General features: G+C 59.9%; 17 protein-coding genes. 10 read left to right on the top strand and 7 right to left on the bottom strand.

Translation table 11 applies throughout. The annotated features are described in order from the left end of the window. Positions 1–456, top strand: coding sequence for a YaiI/YqxD family protein (locus ODQ19_RS02990; protein ID WP_116666599.1), 456 nt, complete (start codon positions 1–3; stop codon positions 454–456). 146 nt (positions 457–602) lie between these two features. On the opposite strand, the gene elbB is transcribed toward ODQ19_RS02990, so the two are convergent. Next, positions 603–1,268, bottom strand: a complete 666-nt coding sequence (elbB, locus tag ODQ19_RS02985; protein ID WP_330209301.1) for an isoprenoid biosynthesis glyoxalase ElbB — start codon at positions 1,266–1,268, stop codon at positions 603–605. 115 nt (positions 1,269–1,383) lie between these two features. Here elbB and ODQ19_RS02980 point away from each other — a divergent pair, with 115 nt between their 5' ends. Continuing rightward, positions 1,384–2,619: a sterol desaturase family protein gene (locus tag ODQ19_RS02980; protein ID WP_330209300.1), complete on the top strand. Its 1,236-nt coding sequence runs from the start codon at positions 1,384–1,386 to the stop codon at positions 2,617–2,619. Here the strand turns inward: ODQ19_RS02980 and ODQ19_RS02975 are convergent. Beyond that, positions 2,600–3,235 carry a DedA family protein gene (locus ODQ19_RS02975; protein WP_032894585.1) on the bottom strand — a complete coding sequence of 212 codons (636 nt, stop codon included), beginning with the start codon at positions 3,233–3,235 and terminating at the stop codon, positions 2,600–2,602. The two genes, ODQ19_RS02980 and ODQ19_RS02975, sit on opposite strands and share 20 nt — an antisense overlap. Positions 3,236–3,443: 208 nt before the next feature. On the opposite strand from ODQ19_RS02975, the gene hemB reads away from it, so the two are divergent. Next, positions 3,444–4,457: a porphobilinogen synthase gene (gene hemB / locus ODQ19_RS02970; RefSeq protein ID WP_330209299.1), complete on the top strand. Its 1,014-nt coding sequence runs from the start codon at positions 3,444–3,446 to the stop codon at positions 4,455–4,457. Between the two features lie 18 nt (positions 4,458–4,475). Then, complete coding sequence (gene ppk1, locus ODQ19_RS02965) at positions 4,476–6,698, top strand: polyphosphate kinase 1 (protein WP_330209298.1); 2,223 nt, start codon at positions 4,476–4,478, stop codon at positions 6,696–6,698. A gap of 126 nt (positions 6,699–6,824) precedes the next feature. On the opposite strand, the gene ppx is transcribed toward ppk1, so the two are convergent. Continuing rightward, complete coding sequence (ppx, locus tag ODQ19_RS02960) at positions 6,825–8,327, bottom strand: exopolyphosphatase (RefSeq protein ID WP_330209297.1); 1,503 nt, start codon at positions 8,325–8,327, stop codon at positions 6,825–6,827. A gap of 448 nt (positions 8,328–8,775) precedes the next feature. Here ppx and ODQ19_RS02955 point away from each other — a divergent pair, with 448 nt between their 5' ends. The 4 genes from ODQ19_RS02955 to ODQ19_RS02940 all read left to right on the top strand — a co-directional run bounded on the left by ODQ19_RS02955 (position 8,776) and on the right by ODQ19_RS02940 (position 13,280). Next, entirely contained in the window at positions 8,776–9,438 is a 663-nt protein-coding gene (locus ODQ19_RS02955) for a DUF1120 domain-containing protein (protein WP_330209296.1), read from the top strand. 93 nt (positions 9,439–9,531) lie between these two features. After that, positions 9,532–10,248 carry a fimbria/pilus chaperone family protein gene (locus tag ODQ19_RS02950; RefSeq protein WP_116666607.1) on the top strand — a complete coding sequence of 239 codons (717 nt, stop codon included), beginning with the start codon at positions 9,532–9,534 and terminating at the stop codon, positions 10,246–10,248. A gap of 34 nt (positions 10,249–10,282) precedes the next feature. Then, positions 10,283–12,757 (top strand): fimbria/pilus outer membrane usher protein, encoded by a 2,475-nt coding sequence (locus ODQ19_RS02945; protein ID WP_442962721.1) that lies wholly within the window; start codon positions 10,283–10,285, stop codon positions 12,755–12,757. Beyond that, positions 12,747–13,280 (top strand): hypothetical protein, encoded by a 534-nt coding sequence (locus ODQ19_RS02940; protein WP_330209294.1) that lies wholly within the window; start codon positions 12,747–12,749, stop codon positions 13,278–13,280. Before ODQ19_RS02945 ends, ODQ19_RS02940 begins: the two co-directional genes overlap by 11 nt. Here ODQ19_RS02940 and ODQ19_RS02935 read toward each other — a convergent pair. Genes ODQ19_RS02935 through ODQ19_RS02920 form a run of 4 tightly spaced genes read right to left on the bottom strand, consistent with a single transcriptional unit; the run spans position 13,252 to position 16,091 of the window. Then, the gene (locus tag ODQ19_RS02935) at positions 13,252–13,989 is read right to left on the bottom strand and encodes an amino acid ABC transporter ATP-binding protein (protein WP_330209293.1); all 738 of its coding nucleotides are present in this window, start codon (positions 13,987–13,989) and stop codon (positions 13,252–13,254) included. The two genes, ODQ19_RS02940 and ODQ19_RS02935, sit on opposite strands and share 29 nt — an antisense overlap. Further along, positions 13,976–14,626, bottom strand: a complete 651-nt coding sequence (locus ODQ19_RS02930) for an amino acid ABC transporter permease (RefSeq protein ID WP_330209292.1) — start codon at positions 14,624–14,626, stop codon at positions 13,976–13,978. The genes ODQ19_RS02935 and ODQ19_RS02930 overlap by 14 nt, the downstream gene beginning before the upstream one ends. Next, positions 14,623–15,291, bottom strand: coding sequence for an amino acid ABC transporter permease (locus ODQ19_RS02925; RefSeq protein WP_028618408.1), 669 nt, complete (start codon positions 15,289–15,291; stop codon positions 14,623–14,625). Before ODQ19_RS02925 ends, ODQ19_RS02930 begins: the two co-directional genes overlap by 4 nt. A gap of 14 nt (positions 15,292–15,305) precedes the next feature. Beyond that, a complete protein-coding gene (locus tag ODQ19_RS02920) occupies positions 15,306–16,091 on the bottom strand; it encodes a transporter substrate-binding domain-containing protein (protein WP_116666612.1) in 786 nt (261 codons plus the stop codon). Positions 16,092–16,347: 256 nt separating this feature from the next. Here ODQ19_RS02920 and ODQ19_RS02915 point away from each other — a divergent pair, with 256 nt between their 5' ends. After that, the gene (locus ODQ19_RS02915) at positions 16,348–17,043 is read left to right on the top strand and encodes a FadR/GntR family transcriptional regulator (RefSeq protein WP_330209291.1); all 696 of its coding nucleotides are present in this window, start codon (positions 16,348–16,350) and stop codon (positions 17,041–17,043) included. Positions 17,044–17,162: 119 nt separating this feature from the next. Next, the gene (gene trxA, locus ODQ19_RS02910) at positions 17,163–17,492 is read left to right on the top strand and encodes a thioredoxin TrxA (RefSeq protein WP_003195333.1); all 330 of its coding nucleotides are present in this window, start codon (positions 17,163–17,165) and stop codon (positions 17,490–17,492) included. Positions 17,493–17,504: the final 12 nt, after the last annotated feature.

The raw sequence follows: 17,504 nt of genomic DNA, 5'->3' as shown, positions 1-17,504 counted from the left end.
ATGCGCGTGTGGATCGACGCCGACGCCTGCCCTCGGGCGGCCAAGGACCAAGTGGTGAAGTTCGCCCTCAAGCGCCAGTTTGAGGTGGTGCTGGTGGCAGGGCAAAGCCAGATCAAACCCAGCTTTGCCTGTGTGAAGTTGATCGTGGTGCCCAGCGGGCCGGATGCCGCTGATGATTACCTGGTGGAGCACGCGGTGCCCGGCGAACTGGTGATTTGCAGCGACGTGCCCTTGGCCGACCGACTGGTGAAGAAGGGCGTGACGGCCCTTGACCCGCGTGGCAAGGAATTCAGCCCGGCGAACATGAGCGAGCGGTTGGCGGTGCGTAACCTGTTTACCGACCTGCGCGAGCAAGGCCAGATGGGCGGCGGCCCACCGCCCCACGGCGAAAAGGACAAGCAGGCGTTTGCCAATGCGCTGGACCGAATCCTTACCCGCTTGATGAAGCCAGCCTGACCTGTGGCGAGGGAGCTTGCTCCCGCTGGGCTGCGTAGCAGCCCTAAAGCCGTCGTCAGTGTTTTATCTGAATCACCGCGTCAGCTTAGACGGGGCGGCTTCGCCACCCAGCGGGAGCAAGCTCCCTCGCCACAGGCGCATTTCCGTCAGTCGTTCTCGTGGGTCAATTCCAATACCCGATCCACCAGCTTGTTGATGCCTGACGCCACCTCGCTGATGTTCTTGCCCAGCATGTAGGCCGGCGTACTCACGAGCTTACGCGCCTGGTCCTCGACGATGTCCTCTACCGTGCATTCGACGTGGGTAGCGCCCATCTTGTCCAGGGCTGCGGCGGTGTCGGCATCGTTGCCGATGGTGCAGGTCACGCCAGGGCCGTAGATTTTGGCGGCCAGGGCCGGCGAAATGCAGATCAACCCCACCGGCTTGCCCGCTTCGGCAAAGGCTTCAGCCAGCGCCAGTACCTGCGGGTTGATGCTGCAGCCTGCGCCTTCCACGGCAAAGTTCGACAGGTTCTTGGCTGCGCCAAAACCGCCCGGCACGATCAGCGCGTCAAAGTCTGCGACGTTGGCTTCGCCAATATCCTTCACGGCGCCGCGGGCGATGCGCGCGGATTCGACCAGCACATTGCGCGACTCGGGCATTTCTTCGCCCGTGAGGTGGTTGATCACATGCAACTGCGCAACGTCGGGTGCAAAGCATTCCACTTGAGCGCCGCGCTGGTCCAGGCGCAGCAGGGTGATTACGCTTTCATGGATCTCTGCGCCGTCGTACACGCCACAGCCGGAAAGGATCACTGCAATCTTTTTGCTCATGGGCATTTCTCCTGATTCATGGCGTTAAATGTCTACTAATTTGTAACCTGTTGCCAATGGGATCTCACGTCGCTGCACCTAATCTTGATGTAACAAAAATAGACCGGACTAGCCCATGGACTTTGTGCCTTACGCAGTACCGTTTTTTATCGCCCTGATTGTGGTGGAGTTGCTGGCCGACCGTTGGCGCGGCGCGCGCAACTACCGAGTGGCGGATGCCATCAACAGCCTCAGCACCGGTGTGCTGTCCACCACCACCGGCTTGCTCACCAAGGGCGTGGGCCTGCTGACCTACGCGTTCGCCATCAAGCACCTGGCCCTGTTCGAGTTGCCGGCCCAGAGTGCCTGGACCTGGGTGTTTGCCTTTGTGTTCTATGACTTCTGCTATTACTGGCTGCACCGCATGGGCCATGAGCGCAACATCCTGTGGGCCGCGCATTCGGTGCATCACCAGAGCGAGGACTACAACCTCAGCACCGCCTTGCGCCAGACCAGCACTGGCTTCCTGTTGAGTTGGATTTTCTACCTGCCGCTGGCGGTGGCCGGCGTACCACTGGTGGTGTTTATCAGCGTGGCGTCGCTCAACCTGCTGTATCAATTCTGGGTTCATACACGCCACGTTCCCAAGCTCGGCTGGGTCGAGTGGTTTTTCGTCACACCGTCCAATCATCGGGCCCACCATGCACAGAACGCTCTCTACATGGATCGCAACTACGGCGGGGTGTTCATTATTTGGGACCGGCTGTTCGGCACCTTCCAGGAGGAAGACGATAACGAGCCGGTGATTTTCGGCGTGACCACACCCCTGGCCAGTTGGAACCCGCTGTGGGCCAACCTGCAGTTTTATGCGCAGCTCTGGAGCGACGCCCGGCGTACTGAGCGTTGGTGGGACAAGCTGCGCATCTGGTTCATGCGCACCGGTTGGCGGCCGGCGGACGTCAAGGCCAAGTACCCGATGGCCAAGCCGGACCTGAGCCAGTTCCGCAAGTTCGAGGTGCCGCTGGACGTGCGCCAACAGGTCTACATCGCCTTGCAGTTTGCGGCCTATGTAGGCTTTGGCAGCTATCTGATGAATTTCGGTGAGGGGTTGCCCACGTCGGCGCTGGCCCTCGGTTGGGGCGTGATGGCGCTGGGACTGTTTACCCTGGGGGTGGCGCTGGAGAATCGCCCATGGGCACTGAAGGCCGAGCTGGCACGCCTGGCGCTGAATGTTCCCTTGGTATGGCTGGCGCCGCTGGCGGGGTTGTGGCCCGCCAGCAACTTGGGCTGGCTGGGCCTGGCGAGCTACAGCCTGCTCAGTATCATCGGCCTTTACTGTTGCAGAAGCCGGCTTACTCGGTTGGCGTCTTAGGCGTTTCGACCGGGGCTGGCTCGTTAGCCAGCCGAGCCTTGGCCTCGGCACAGGCTTGGCGGGCGATGCGGGCATTCTTGAAGCGACGGCGCAGCCACAGGCCAAAGCCCAGCACCAGCAAGGCGCCCAATACCCACAACTCGTATTTCTTGACGCTGCCGAGCATCCCTTCCAGTACCGCGCCGAAGTGATAGGCCGCCGCCCCCAGTGCCGCGGCCCAGATCGCCGCGCCAATACCGTTGAGGACCAGGTAGCGCAACGGTGGGTAGCCGGACAGGCCAATCGCTACGGGCATCACCGTGCGCAAGCCGTAGACGAAGCGGAAACTCAATACCCAGATATCCGGATGCTTGCGGATATGTTCCAGCGCCTTGTCGCCCATCAATTGCCAGCGCGGCTTGCGCGCCAGCAACTTGCGGCCGTGTTTGCGCCCCATGTAGTACCAGAGCTGGTCGCCGGCGTAGCTGCCAAAAAAGGCAACGACCACCACCAGGTTGATATCCATGTAGCCACGGAACGCCAGGAAGCCTGCGAGTACAAGGATGGTCTCGCCTTCGAAGAACGTGCCGAGAAAGAGGGCAAAGTAGCCGAAGTCATGCAGAAATTGTTGAAGCATGGTCTAGGGTGCTGGCGAAATGAACGCGCAGCCTACGCCTTCACGAAGATTCATGAAAGTATCGAGATGTGTCACGAAGTGAACAATTCCTACGCAAATGACGAATGGGACTACAGGTCGCGTCGATAAGCACAACTGTCATTCATTCGTCATAATGGCCGCTTATAACTGCAACGCTCGCCCGTAAACACGGGCTCAGGAGTCTGTCGTGAGCTTTACCCCTGCCAATCGCCTGTTCCCTGCCACCCGTCTGCGTCGCAATCGTCGTGATGATTTTTCTCGTCGTCTGGTACGTGAAAATCTACTGACCACGAATGATCTGATCCTGCCGGTTTTCGTGCTCGACGGTGAAAATCGCCGGGAAGCGGTGGCGTCGATGCCGGGTGTGGAGCGTCTGACCATTGACCTGTTGCTTGAAGAGGCGGCGAAGTGGGTCGAATTGGGCATCCCGGCGCTGGCGCTGTTCCCGGTGACCCCGGCCGAACTCAAGTCCCTGGACGCCGCCGAAGCCTGGAACCCCCAGGGGATTGCTCAGCGTGCCACCCGTGCCCTGCGCGAGCGTTTCCCGGAGCTGGGCGTGATCACCGACGTGGCTCTGGATCCTTTCACCACCCACGGCCAGGATGGCATTCTTGACGAAGACGGTTATGTTCAGAACGACATCACCGTCGATGCACTGGTCAAGCAGGCGTTGTCCCACGCGGCTGCGGGCGCCCAGGTGGTTGCACCGTCGGACATGATGGACGGGCGCGTCCAGGCGATTCGCGAAGCCCTTGAGCTGGCCGGTCACGTCAATGTGCGAATCATGGCCTACTCGGCCAAATACGCCAGCGCCTACTACGGCCCATTCCGCGATGCGGTAGGCTCGGCGCTGAACCTGGGCAAGGCCAACAAGGCCTCGTATCAGATGGACCCGGCCAACAGCCAGGAAGCCCTGCACGAAGTGGCCGCCGACCTGGCCGAAGGCGCCGATATGGTGATGGTCAAGCCGGGGATGCCCTACCTGGACATTCTTTACCGGGTCAAAGAGGAATTCAAAGTGCCGACCTTTGTCTATCAGGTCAGCGGTGAATACGCCATGCACATGGCGGCAATCCAGAATGGTTGGTTGAGTGAAGGGGTGATCCTCGAATCCCTGACTGCCTTTAAACGTGCCGGCGCTGATGGCATTCTGACCTACTTCGCCGCCCGCGCCGCCCAATTGCTTAGAGAGCAACAATAGCCCTCACAGGAACACTCGATGAATACCGAAGGACTCTCAGAAGTTGCCGTAAAAGACGCTCACCCGGTGGTTGAACAAGTCGCCCAGACCCCGCCGGAGCTGGAGCCCGCACCGCCTGCGGTGGTGGCCGAAGCACCTGCGCCGGCGCCGGTGGCCGTGGTCACCAACCTGGATGACAGCAGCCTGTACATCCACCGCGAGTTGTCACAACTGCAATTCAACATCCGCGTGCTCGAGCAGGCGCTGGATGAGTCCTACCCCTTGCTGGAGCGGCTGAAATTCCTGCTGATCTTCTCCAGTAACCTGGACGAGTTCTTCGAGATCCGTGTTGCCGGCCTCAAGAAGCAGATCACCTTTGCCCGTGAACAAGCCGGCGCCGACGGCTTGCAACCGCACCAGGCCCTGGCGCGCATCAGTGAGCTGGTGCATGGCCATGTGGACCGCCAGTACGCGATCCTCAACGACATCCTGCTGCCGGAGCTGGAAAAGCACCAGGTGCGCTTCATTCGTCGTCGTCACTGGACCGCCAAGATCAAGACCTGGGTGCGCCGTTACTTCCGGGACGAAATTTCGCCGATCATCACGCCTATCGGCCTCGACCCGACGCACCCGTTCCCCTTGCTGGTGAACAAGAGCCTCAACTTCATCGTCGAACTCGAAGGTATCGACGCTTTCGGCCGCGATTCGGGCCTGGCGATCATCCCGGCGCCGCGTCTGTTGCCACGGATCATCAAGGTACCGGAAGAGGTAGGGGGCGCTGGCGACAACTATGTATTCCTGTCGTCGATGATTCACGCGCACGCCGATGACTTGTTCCAGGGCATGAAGGTCAAGGGCTGCTACCAGTTCCGCCTGACCCGTAACGCCGACCTGGCGCTGGACTCCGAAGACGTTGAAGACCTGGCGCGTGCCCTGCGCGGTGAACTGTTCTCACGGCGCTATGGCGATGCGGTGCGCCTGGAAGTGGCGGACACCTGCCCGAAACATCTGTCGGACTACCTGCTCAAGCAGTTCAACCTGGCCGAATCCGAGCTGTACCAGGTCAACGGCCCTGTGAACCTGACGCGCCTGTTCAGCATCACCGGCTTGGACAGCCACCCGGAGCTGCAATACAAGCCGTTCACCCCGCAGATCCCGAAACTTTTGCAAAACAGCGAGAACATCTTCAGCGTGGTGAGTAAGCAGGACATCCTGCTGCTGCACCCCTTCGAGTCGTTCACCCCGGTGGTCGACCTGTTGCGCCAGGCCGCCAAGGACCCGCATGTCCTGGCCGTGCGCCAGACCCTGTACCGCAGCGGTGCCAACTCGGAAATCGTCGATGCGCTGGTCGATGCGGCGCGTAACGGCAAGGAAGTCACCGCGGTGATCGAGCTGCGTGCGCGTTTCGACGAAGAGTCCAACCTGCAACTGGCCAGCCGTCTGCAAGCGGCCGGTGCGGTGGTGATCTACGGCGTGGTCGGCTTCAAGACCCACGCCAAGATGATGCTGATCCTGCGCCGTGAAGCCGGTGAGATCGTGCGCTACGCCCACTTGGGTACCGGCAACTATCACGCCGGCAACGCCAAGCTCTACACCGACTACAGCTTGCTGACGTCCGACGACGCGCTGTGCGAAGACGTCGGCAAGTTGTTCAGCCAGTTGATCGGCATGGGCAAGACCCTGCGCATGAAGAAACTGCTGCACGCGCCATTCACGCTCAAGAAGGGCATGCTCGACATGATTGCCCGCGAGACCCAGTTTGCCCTCGACGGCAAACCGGCGCACATCATCGCCAAGTTCAACTCGCTGACCGATCCGAAGATCATCCGCGCGCTGTACAAGGCCAGCCAGTCCGGTGTGCGCATCGACCTGGTGGTGCGTGGCATGTGCTGCCTGCGCCCCGGCATTGTGGGCGTGTCGCATAACATCCACGTGCGCTCGATCATCGGCCGCTTCCTGGAGCACACCCGTGTGTTCTACTTCCTTAACGGCGGCGAAGAGCAGATGTTCCTCTCCAGTGCCGACTGGATGGAGCGCAACCTCGACAAGCGCGTGGAGACCTGCTTCCCGGTGGAAGGTAAGAAGCTGATCATGCGGGTCAAGAAGGAACTGGAAAGCTACCTGACCGACAACACCCACAGCTGGAGCCTGCAATCGGACGGGCGTTATGTACGCAACACCCCGACCGGCAACCAGAACCCGCGCAGCGCGCAGGCGACGTTGCTGGAGAAGTTGGGTAGCCCGATTCTTGCGGTGAACTAAAACCCAACTCAGTTCAAAAAGTGGGGGCGGGCTTGCCCGCGATAGCGGTAGGTCAGCCAAAGATGCATCGGCTGACACGCCGTCATCGCGGGCAAGCCCGCTCCCACATTTGTTTTGCAGTGTGCTTTAGCGCAGGTTCAGGCTGAACCCCACCCGCGTCAGCCATTCCGCTTCCTGGGCGAAGTCAGCCTGGGTCAGCTGGTTTTCATCCAGCCAGCCTTTGGGGAACATCACTTCCAGGCTGTCGCCATCGGCATGCAGTTTGACCTGCGGCATTTCCTGGGTGCCACGGATGTGGTGGAACAGGATCGCAAAGCGCAGTAGCGCGCACAGGCGGATCAGCTTGATGCCGTCTTTACCGAATTCGGCAAACTTGTCCTTGGGAATATTACGGCGATGGCCGCGCACCAGCAGCGCGAGCATCTGTTGGTCTTCCCGGGAGAAACCGGCCAGGTCCGAGTGTTCGATCAGGTAGGCGCCGTGCTTGTGGTAATGGTAGTGGGCGATGTCCAGGCCCACTTCGTGCACCTTGGCTGCCCAGCCCAATAGCTCGCGCCAGACTCCATCTTCCAGGTCCCAGTCCTCGGCCACCTGGTCGAACGCGTGCAAGGCTTTGCGCTCCACGCGTGCGGCTTGTTCCAGGTCAACGTGATAACGCTCCATCAGCGAGCTGAGGGTGCGCTCGCGCACGTCTTCGTGGTGGTGCCGGCCCAGCAGGTCGTAGAGCACGCCTTCGCGCAGGGCGCCGTCACAATGGTCCATGCGTTGCAGTTCGAGGGCGTCGAAGATGGCTTCGAGAATGGCCAGGCCCGCAGGGAAAATCGCGCGGCGGTCGGGCTTGATGCCGTCGAAGTCGATTTTCTCTGCATCCCCCAGCTTGAACAACTTGCGCTTGAGCCACGCCAAGCCCTCGGCGTTCACCTCGCCGGTGCCATGGCCACCGGCTTTCAAGGCCAGGCCGATGGCACGGATGGTGCCGGACGAGCCGATGGCTTCATCCCAGGTCAGGCGGTGCAAGGCGTGTTCGATGCTCATGATTTCCAGACGCGCTGCGGTGTAGGCCTGGGCATAGCGCGCCGGGGTGATCTTGCCATCCTTGAAATAACGCTGGGTGAAACTCACGCACCCCATCTGCAGGCTTTCACGCAGCAGCGGTTCGAAACGCTGGCCGATGATGAACTCGGTGCTACCGCCGCCAATGTCCGCCACCAGGCGTTTGCCGGGCGTATCGGCCAGAGTGTGTGACACGCCGAGGTAGATCAGGCGAGCCTCTTCACGTCCCGAGATGACTTCCACCGGATGCCCGAGGATTTCCTCGGCGCGATGGATGAATTCGTTGCGGTTGCGGGCCTCGCGCAAGGCGTTGGTGCCAACGATACGTACCGCGCCAGTGGGCATGCCGTTGATCAGTTGCGCAAAACGCTTGAGGCAATCGAGGCCGCGCTGCATGGATTCTTCATTGAGCTTGCGCTCGTCGTCGATCCCGGCGGCCAGTTGCACTTTCTCGCCGAGCCGCTCAAGGATGCGGATCTCACCGTTCTGGGCCTTGGCCACGACCATATGAAAGCTGTTGGAGCCCAGGTCGATGGCAGCGATCAAGGACAGATTCTTGGCTTGGGATTGCGGCATGGTTTGGGGATCTCGGTCGATAACCTTGCCATCGTGCCACGATCGACCGCTGACGCCAACGCGTTGTGCTTCGGGAAGCTCTCTGAGGTTGTCTGTAAGCAATCCCTGACGGAAAGGTAGGTTGCCGTTCCGGGCTTCTGTTGGCGTATACGTGAGGGCTATAGGGATTTCTAACTTAGGACTGTTTTATCGCCGATTATGATTTCGCCTACAAACTAAGCTTCGATGTTCTACTTGTTTTTTTGTTTAAGACTACTGCTTGGAGAGGCTTGGCCCACAGTTTGTTTTTATCGATCCCACGATAATTGGAGTGTCGTCTTATTCTTCAGTGAAGTGCCAGCGCGACAGACTGTCACTCGGCAATTTTGCCGTGGTGTTATTTATTTATGGCCTTGTATCTTCAAGGCCGAAATAAACATGCCTGATAAATTTCAGTGACAGGTTGAATATGAAAAAAATTGTTGGTTTGACTCTTGGTATTGCTTATCTCGCTGCCGCTCTCAACGCCCATGCATCCACCAGTGCCGAATTGATCGTCAGGGGTACCATCAAGCCCGCCGCGTGCAACCTCAGTATGACCGGTGGCGGTATTATCAACTATGGCGACATTCCTTCTGGGCAGCTGTCTCCTACAGCGTTCACTCCGCTGGCGGAAAAGACCACGCCCCTGACCGTCAGTTGCGGAACCACGGCCGCCCGTTTCGGGCTAAAGTTTGTTGACCTGCAGTCCGGCAGTAAGGTGCCGGGCATTCTCAATGTGCTTGGAGCAGGCTACACCGAGGCACACAACTATGGCTTGGGCGCTGTATCCGGTCGTAAAACCGGTGGATTTGCGATCACTCTCAAAAACCTTCGGTCGCCGACCACAACCCTGTATCCCATCATGCGTGTCGGGTCAGGTGCCTGGCAGAGCGGTGACGGTAAAGTCGCCCAATCGCCTAGTCTGCATTCGTGGCGCAGCAGCACGTCCAACACGCCGGCCTCCATTACTCAACTGATCGGCACTATCGCGGTGAGGCCGGTTATTAACAAAAGCACGGAATTGGACTTGGGCCGTGAGATTACCCTTGATGGGCGCGCAACCCTTGAATTGAGCTACATCGAACTCTAAGAAATAAAATACAGCTGGTTAGAAAGTGTCCGTTTCTTATCGGCTGTTTTTTCTGGCTACAAAATAGTCAGCTTCAAGTTTGGGGGAAACTGAGTGAATGGCCTTTCAGTAAAAAATTGTGTTTTCGTATTTTGTGCAAGTGTGGGGCTGTGTTTTATCCCCATTGCGGCGGCGGATGGAATGTTGCCGGAAACAACTGTGGTCTTGCTCTACGAAGAACAAGGGGAGGCCACGATGAATATCAAAAATACTGATGCGGCGCCCGCGCTGCTTCATTCCGTCGTGCACAACATGCCCGAGGATGTGGAGCCGCTATTGATTGTGACACCTCCTATTACGCGAGTAGAGGCGGGTGAAACCCAGTTGGTCCGTTTCATCAGCACCTTGAAGGAACCATTGAAGACCCAGCGGTTGAAACGCGTGACTTTCGAGGGTATCCCCCAGGCGCGTGCGGCTGGCGCTGCGACCATTGGTATCACCCTTCGGCAGAGTTTGCCGCTGATCCTGCACCCACGCGGCCTGCCTGAGCATCATTCTCCATGGGAACTGCTGGAGTGGAGGCGTGTGGGAGAGCGTCTCATGGTTCACAACGACAGTGCATACGTGGTGCGCCTGGCGCCGCAGGTGCAGATACTTCCGCAAGGAACCCCAGCTACTTTGCCGCGTGCATACGTTTTGCCAGGTGAAACGCTGGCATTGACGGTTGAAGGGCTATTGGAGGGTATGACTGCAGTTGAGATGCAGCCAGCCACGGTCTACGGCTTTTCGGCGGGCAGCTATCGGGCCTCGATCAATACCGATAGAGGTTGATCGACCCATGACAAACCTGTCGCGTAAACCATTAATGACCTCGTTTTGGTCCCGTCGACCCTCGCTGCTCATGGGCGTTGCGACATTGTGGAGCTTGCCTGGCGCTGTTCCTGCTATGGAGTTGGGCGAAGGCTTCGACGTTGCGGCATTGACCACGCACGGCATTGACCCGAAAGTCTCTGATTACTTCCGCACAGCCGCGCGTTTTCGCGAAGGTGTTCATGTGGTGGGGTTGCGGGTCAACGGAAACCCGCTCGGGCTTGTGGATGCGAGGTTCGACTCGCAAGGACAATTGTGTTTTACCCCTGGACTGCTGGAAAAAGCCGGGTTGGTGAAACCCGCTGGCATCGTTGGCGAAGCTGCCACCAAGGATCAGGCCTGCCACGACTTCCTCGGGGTTTTCCCGACGACGATGGTGCGGCTGCGGCCCGGCAGCGATGAGGTAGCGCTGGTGGTGCCGACCGGGGCCCTGCGTGAGCCGCAATGGGAGGCCGGGGAGTTCGCCCGGGGTGGCGCGGCGGCGCTGTTCAACTATGACGTGCAGGGTTTTGACAGCCATTCGAGCAGTGGGCCCAGCCGGTTCGTTTCGGCCAATACCGAGGCGGGTTTCAACCTGGGTGATTGGATTGTTCGCAGTCGCCAATTCTATGTCTCTGACAATGGGACGGCCCGTACCGAGCACCTTTATGCCTATGCCCAGCGGGATATCGCCGCGTTGCAATCGACTTTTCAAGTGGGTCAGCTCTCCAGCAATAACCCGCTGTTCAGCGGCATCCAGCTGTCTGGAGTGCAGTTTTCCCCCGATGGCCAATCGCGCGCAGCGGCGGGCAGCAACAATGCGGTGGTAGAGGGGTTGGCCCAGAGCCAGTCGCGGATTGAAGTGCGCCAGTCAGGCGCGTTGATTCACAGCACGCTGGTGCCCGAAGGCCCCTTCCGGCTGACGGGCTTGTCGTTGCTCAACGGCACCAGCGACCTGGAGGTCAGCGTCATCGATGTGCGGGGCGCCAGGCGCAGTTTCGTGGTGCCGGCGGCCTCTTTCGCAGGGGCTGCGCCAGCGGTACCGGGCTATTATTTCTCCCTTGGCAAGGTGCGTGAGAACGAGCATGAGGAAGCCCCGTCGCCGGTAGTCGCCATGGCCAGCGGCACGTGGGGCCTGGGCCGTGACTCCTCGGCCGGCTTTGGCTTGTTGAACGCCGATGAATACTGGTCGGCAGGCGGTACCCTGAGCAGCGTGTTTTTCCAGCGGGTTTCTGTAGGCGCACGCCATAACGTGTCTCGGGATAGTCGTAATGCCGTATCCGGGTCACGCAGCAGCGTGTCCGTCAGCAGTCCTGTGTACGCCGATATAGATCTTAACCTCAGCGCAACCACGCAGACCCGAGGGTATCGCGAGGTACTTGAAGCGGGCCGGCCGATCAAGGCCGACGTGCTGGACTCGCGCTTCAAGAATCAGTACACGGCGGGCGTTAGCTGGGTCGACACCACGCTGGGCGCATTTTCCCTGGGCTATACACGCAGTTCTCAAGTCGACGGGCAAACGGCTGAGCACGTGTTTGCGTCATGGAATAAATCGTTCAATCGTGTCGATGTCGCGTTGGTCGCCGACTCGCAGGTGGGCGGTACTCATTCGCGCCGCGACGCCAACGGTGTCGGCAGCCGGCGCGAAACGGCCCGGGACAATGAGTTGTCCGTGCGCCTGCAGGTCAGCGTGCCCCTGGGCGGTGATCGTCGCGTGAACAGCTATATCCGTCGTCGCGGGGATCAGTCTCGTGCCGGTACGGCGTTGAGTGAGCGGGTCAATGAGTATGTGAATTACGAGGTGGGTATCGAGCGCGACCTCAGTGCCCGCGAGCAATCGGTACGTGGCCAGGTGGATCTGATGCCTCGTTATACCCGGATCGGCCTGGGGATTAGTCGCGATCCGCTGAGCACCAACTACACGGGGCAGTTGCAAGGCGGCGTGGTGGCGCACGGAGGCGGAGTAACCTTTTCGCCGTATGCCGTGCAGGACACGTTTGGTATTGCCTCGGTAGGGGATATCGGCGCTGCAAGAATCGACACCCCGCAAGGCCCAGTGTGGACCGATTTCAGCGGGCAGGCCGTTATACCTGGCTTGCCCGCGTACACCAACAGTCGCATCGAAGTGCAGACTCAGTCTCTGCCAAAGCGTGTTGACCTGAAAAACGGTACCCATGTGCTCGCCGCCGGCCGGGGGTCTTTCAATACCGTGGCATTCGATGTGGTCAAAGTGCGCCGTGTGCTGCTCACCGTCCACGATCAGCAAGGGCGGCCGTTGCCTCAGGGCGCCTCGGTGTTCGGCAAGGACAATCGTTTCCTGACCAGTGTGGTGGGTGAGGGCATGATTTTCCTGAACGACCTCAACGACTCGCAAACCCTGCGTGTTTCATTGCCGGACTCTTCCTCCTGCCTGCTAAGCCTTACCGCCGAGACTCAACCCGACAATGACAAGTTCTATGAGACAACATCGGCGGTGTGCCATGATCGCTAAGCTGAAAAGCATGGGGTTCGTACTGCTCTGCGGCGTATTGCTGGCTGAGGGCGTGCGCGCTGAAAACTGCCGGCTGTCTATAAGCCAGCCGCGTATCGACTATGGCGTTATTCGCCAGGAGGCATTGGACGAAAGCCCCTCAGTCGTGCTGGGTACGCGCACGGTGCACCTGAGCGTACTTTGCGCAGAGCCTTCGGCAATGGCATTACGATTTACCGGAGCAGCGGATGGCCAGGGCTTTCGTTTTGGGCGTGAGGGGCGTTTTCGCCTGACTCTCAGGCATGCCCAAGTGGACGGGCGTGCCGTTGGGTGGGCGCTGTCACACGTGCCCGGTGAGAGTGCCAGCGGGCAGTTGTTACCGGGCCAGGTCCTGGTGGCGCAAACGGCTGGAAAGCAATTGACTGCCCAGGTCGACATCGACACCGACCTGTCCCCAGCCGCCCTGCAGGTACGCAATCAGACGGTACTGGACGGGCAGGGCAGCTTCGAGCTGGTCAGTCCGGCTGTTCCACTGAGCCGATGAAGTTGGCGAGCTCGGGGGTTTGCGGACTGGCGAACAGCACCTTCGGGTCGCCGACTTCATGCACCTTGCCCTGGTGCATGAACACCAGCTTGTCGCCGACTTCCCGGGCGAAGCGCATTTCGTGCGTCACCATGATCAAGGTCATACCGTCCTTGGCCAGTTGACGCACCACGCTGAGCACCTCGTTGACCAACTCCGGGTCCAGGGCCGAGGTAATCTCATCGCACAACAGCACCTTGGGTGACATGGCCAGCGCGCGGGCAATGGCGACTCGTTGCTGCTGACCACCGGACAGCCGATCGGGGAAGGCGTCGAACTTCTCGCCCAGCCCAACGCGTTCGAGCATTTGCCTGGCCAACTGTGCCGCTTTGGCCTTGGGCACTTTTTGCACCACTTGCGGTGCCAGCATCACGTTTTCGCCGACGCTCAGGTGCGGGAACAGATTGAATTGCTGGAACACCATGCCGACTTTCTGCCTCAGGCTGCGCAGGTCGGCGCGGGCGGCATCAAGGTATTCGCCATCGACTTCGATCACACCGTCATTGATCGACTCCAGGCCGTTGAGGGTGCGCAGCAAGGTGGACTTGCCCGAGCCGCTGCGGCCGATGATCGCCACCACCTGGCCTTCGTCCACCGTCAGGTCGATGCCCTTGAGTACGTGGTGATCGCCGTAATACTTATGCAGGGCAGAAATTCTAAGCAGAGGCATGCAGTCTCCTTTCCAGGTAGCGCGCACTGAGGGACAAGGGGTAACAGAGCAAAAAGTAACCGAGGGCCACCAGGCCGTAGACCATGAAGGGCTCAAAAGTGGCGTTGGCGAGCATGCCGCCCGTCTTGGTCAGTTCGGTGAAGCCGATGATCGAGGTCACGGCGGTGCCTTTGACCACCTGCACCGAGAAACCCACCGTTGGCGCGACGGCAATGCGCAGAGCTTGGGGCAGGATCACAAAACGCAGTTGCTCAAAAGGGTTCAGGGCCAGACTGGCCGAGGCTTCCCATTGGCCATGGGCGATGGAGTCCACGCAACCGCGCCAGATCTCGGCCAGATAAGCGCTGGTGAACAGGGTCAATGCGATTGCCGCGGCCAGCCAGGGCGATATGTCCACGCCCAGCAGGGCAACGCCGAAAAACACCAGGAACAACTGCATCAGCAAGGGCGTGCCCTGGAACAGTTCGATATAGGTGCGGGCAATATTGCGTGGGAAAGCTTTGCGGCTGACGCGCATCGTCATCAGCAGCAGGCCGATCAGGCCACCGCCCACAAATGCTACCAGTGACAGCAGCAGGGTCCACTGCAGGCCAGTGAGCAGGTTGCGCACGATGTCCCAGAAGGTGAACTCACTCATCGACTGTTCCTCATCACAAACCGCCGGCCGATCCAGTTGAGCAGTTGGCGAATCATCAGCGCCATGCACAGGTACACCAGGGTGGTCAGGGCATAGGTTTCAAAGGCCCGGAAATTACGCGACTGGATAAAGTTGGCAGCAAAGCTCAATTCTTCAGTCGCGATCTGCGAACACACCGCCGAACCGAGCATCACGATGATGATCTGGCTGCTCAGGGCTGGCCACACCTTGCCCAGGGCCGGCAGCAGCACCACATGGCGAAACGCTTCAAAGCGCGTCATTGCCAGTGCCGCGGCCGCCTCCAGTTGCCCCCGTGGGATGGCCTGGATGCCGGCACGGATGATCTCGGTGGAGTAGGCCCCCAGGTTGATCACCATCGCCAGCACGGCGGCTTGCCACTCGGTAATTTTCAACCCGAGGGACGGCAGGCCGAAGAAGATAAAGAACAGTTGCACCAGGAACGGTGTGTTGCGGATCAACTCGACATACACCCCAAAGATCCACGCAAACGGTTGGATCTTCCACGCCCGTACCACGGCGCCGACAGTGCCCAGGGCCACGCCGAGGATGGCGCCAATGGCCGTCAGCTCAAGGGTGAACAGCGCGCCACGCAGGAGCAGGTCGGTATTGGCCAGCACCGGCACAAAGTCGAATTGATAGGCCATCTTTGAGCTCCGCGTCAGAGGTCGGCAGGCAGCGGTTCTTTGAGCCACTGCATCGCGTTCTTTTCCAGCCGTCCGTCCGCCTTGGCCGCCACCAGGATCTGGTTGACCTTTTCCAGCAGCGCCGGCTCGTTCTTGTTCACGCCCACGTACACCGGCGAGTCCTTGAGCTTCACCTTCAGCGCCGGTACGCGTTTGGGGTTGCGTTCGCTGATGGCCACCATGACCACGTTGCCGCTGGCGATCAGGTCGACCTGGCCGGCCAGGTAGGCAGCGATGGTGGAGTTGTTGTCTTCAAAACGCTTGATCGTGGCTTCTTTGGGCGCTACCGCGGTCAGCTCGATGTCTTCGATGGCGCCACGGGTCACGCTGATGGTCTTGCCTTTGAGGTCGTCGAGGCTGGCGATGGCGGCATCAGGCGGCCCAAACACGGCAAGGTAGAACGGCGCGTAGGCGTTGGAGAAGTCGATGACCTTTGCCCGCTCGGGATTCTTGCCCAGGCTGGAAATAACCAGGTCGACTTTGCCAGTGGTGAGGAACGGGATGCGATTGGTGCTGTTCACCGGCGTCAGTTCCAGCTTGACCTTGAGTTGGTCGGCCAGCAGCTTGGCGGTGTCGATGTCCAGGCCCCGGGGTTGCATGTCAGGGCCGACCGAACCAAACGGCGGGAAGTCCTGGGGGACGGCAACCTTCAGGGTGCCACGGGCGACGATGTCATCCAGACCATTCGCCTGGGCGGGTGCCTGGCTCAGCATCAGGCTGGCAAACAGGGCAGTGAGCAGGGCGCTGTAGCGCTTGGTCATGGCAACTCTCCGAAAAAGGCGAAGGAATTTTCTGAGGTTGCCCAGTGCACAGCCCATGCCAGCCCCCTTCGGATCGTCTGTAAGGCTGATGTTTGTTGAGGTGCAGTGGTCTTACTGGTCTGAACAGTGGTCAGGTTTTTCGCACTCTTTTCGAGCGTCGGCAAAAAGCTGCGAGCCCCTTTGGGGCGTGGCTTGCAGCCGGCCGTGAATAGTTTTACAACGGGTCACACACGCTATTGGGAACCCTGAGCTTTTTATGAATTCCATTGCCCAAGCCGTACCGGAAGCGGCCTTGCAGGCCATCCGCAAACTGATCAAGGAGCAAGGCTTCGGGCCGGGCGATGCGTTACCGTCCCAGCGCGACCTGGCTCTGCAATTGGGGGTGAGCCGGGCGTCGTTGCGTGAGGCGCTGTCGTCCCTTAGCGCCTTGGGCGTGGTCAGCGTGCAGCCGGGCAAGGGCGTGTTCGTGCAGGACGTGCAAGAGGCACCGGGGTTCGCCTGGCCCTTCGCGGCGCAGGCCACGCCGCCGGATATCTTCCAGCTGCGCTACGCCTTGGAGGGGTTTGCGGCCGGGTTGGCAGCAGTGACACTGACCCTTGATGCACTGGACAGCCTGCAAGACAACGTCCAAGCCATGCGCAAAGTGCTCAAGGCGGGCGACTTCGAAGCGGCCGCCCGCCTGGACTTCGAATTTCACCAGCGTATTCTGCTGGCCAGCGGTAACCAGGCCATGGTGAGCATCCTCAGCGCCAGCGCCGAAGTGTTTCTGGAAAGTCAGAAGCTACCGTTCATCCGGCCGGAACGGGCCATGGAAACCTGGCAGGAACATCGTAGAATCCTGCGCGCCCTGGCCCGCCGCAACAGTACGGCGGCGCAGAAAAGCATGCAGGAACATATACGTAATGCAGCGTTGCGCACGGGCATTGCGTTCGTGACGCCCGCTACGCCGTGACGAGTCATATCCACACTCATTCAACTTCATAGCAAGACTCAATCAGACGCGGCTTCCTGAACAGGGGAAGGGCGGCTATGATGGGCAACGTTTTTTTTGCTTACAATCCGGAGACATCCATGAGCAGCGATCTTATCAAGCACGTCACCGACGCGACCTTTGAAGCCGAAGTCCTCAAGGCTGACGGCCCGGTGCTGGTTGACTACTGGGCTGAATGGTGCGGCCCTTGCAAAATGATCGCTCCGGTCCTGGACGACATTGCAACCACCTATGCAGGCAAGCTGACCATTGCCAAGCTGAACATCGACGAGAACCAGGAGACCCCGGCCAAGCATGGTGTGCGTGGTATCCCGACCCTGATGCTGTTCAAGAACGGCAACGTCGAAGCGACTAAAGTGGGCGCGCTGTCGAAGTCCCAGCTGCAAGCTTTCCTCGACGCGAGCATCTAAGCGTCGTCAAAA

Source organism: Pseudomonas sp. AM4(2022), assembly GCF_036346515.1.
Lineage (GTDB): Bacteria > Pseudomonadota > Gammaproteobacteria > Pseudomonadales > Pseudomonadaceae > Aquipseudomonas > Aquipseudomonas paracarnis.
The sequence above is the reverse complement of the archived record's forward strand: the minus strand, read 5'-3'. Positions and strand labels throughout refer to the sequence as shown.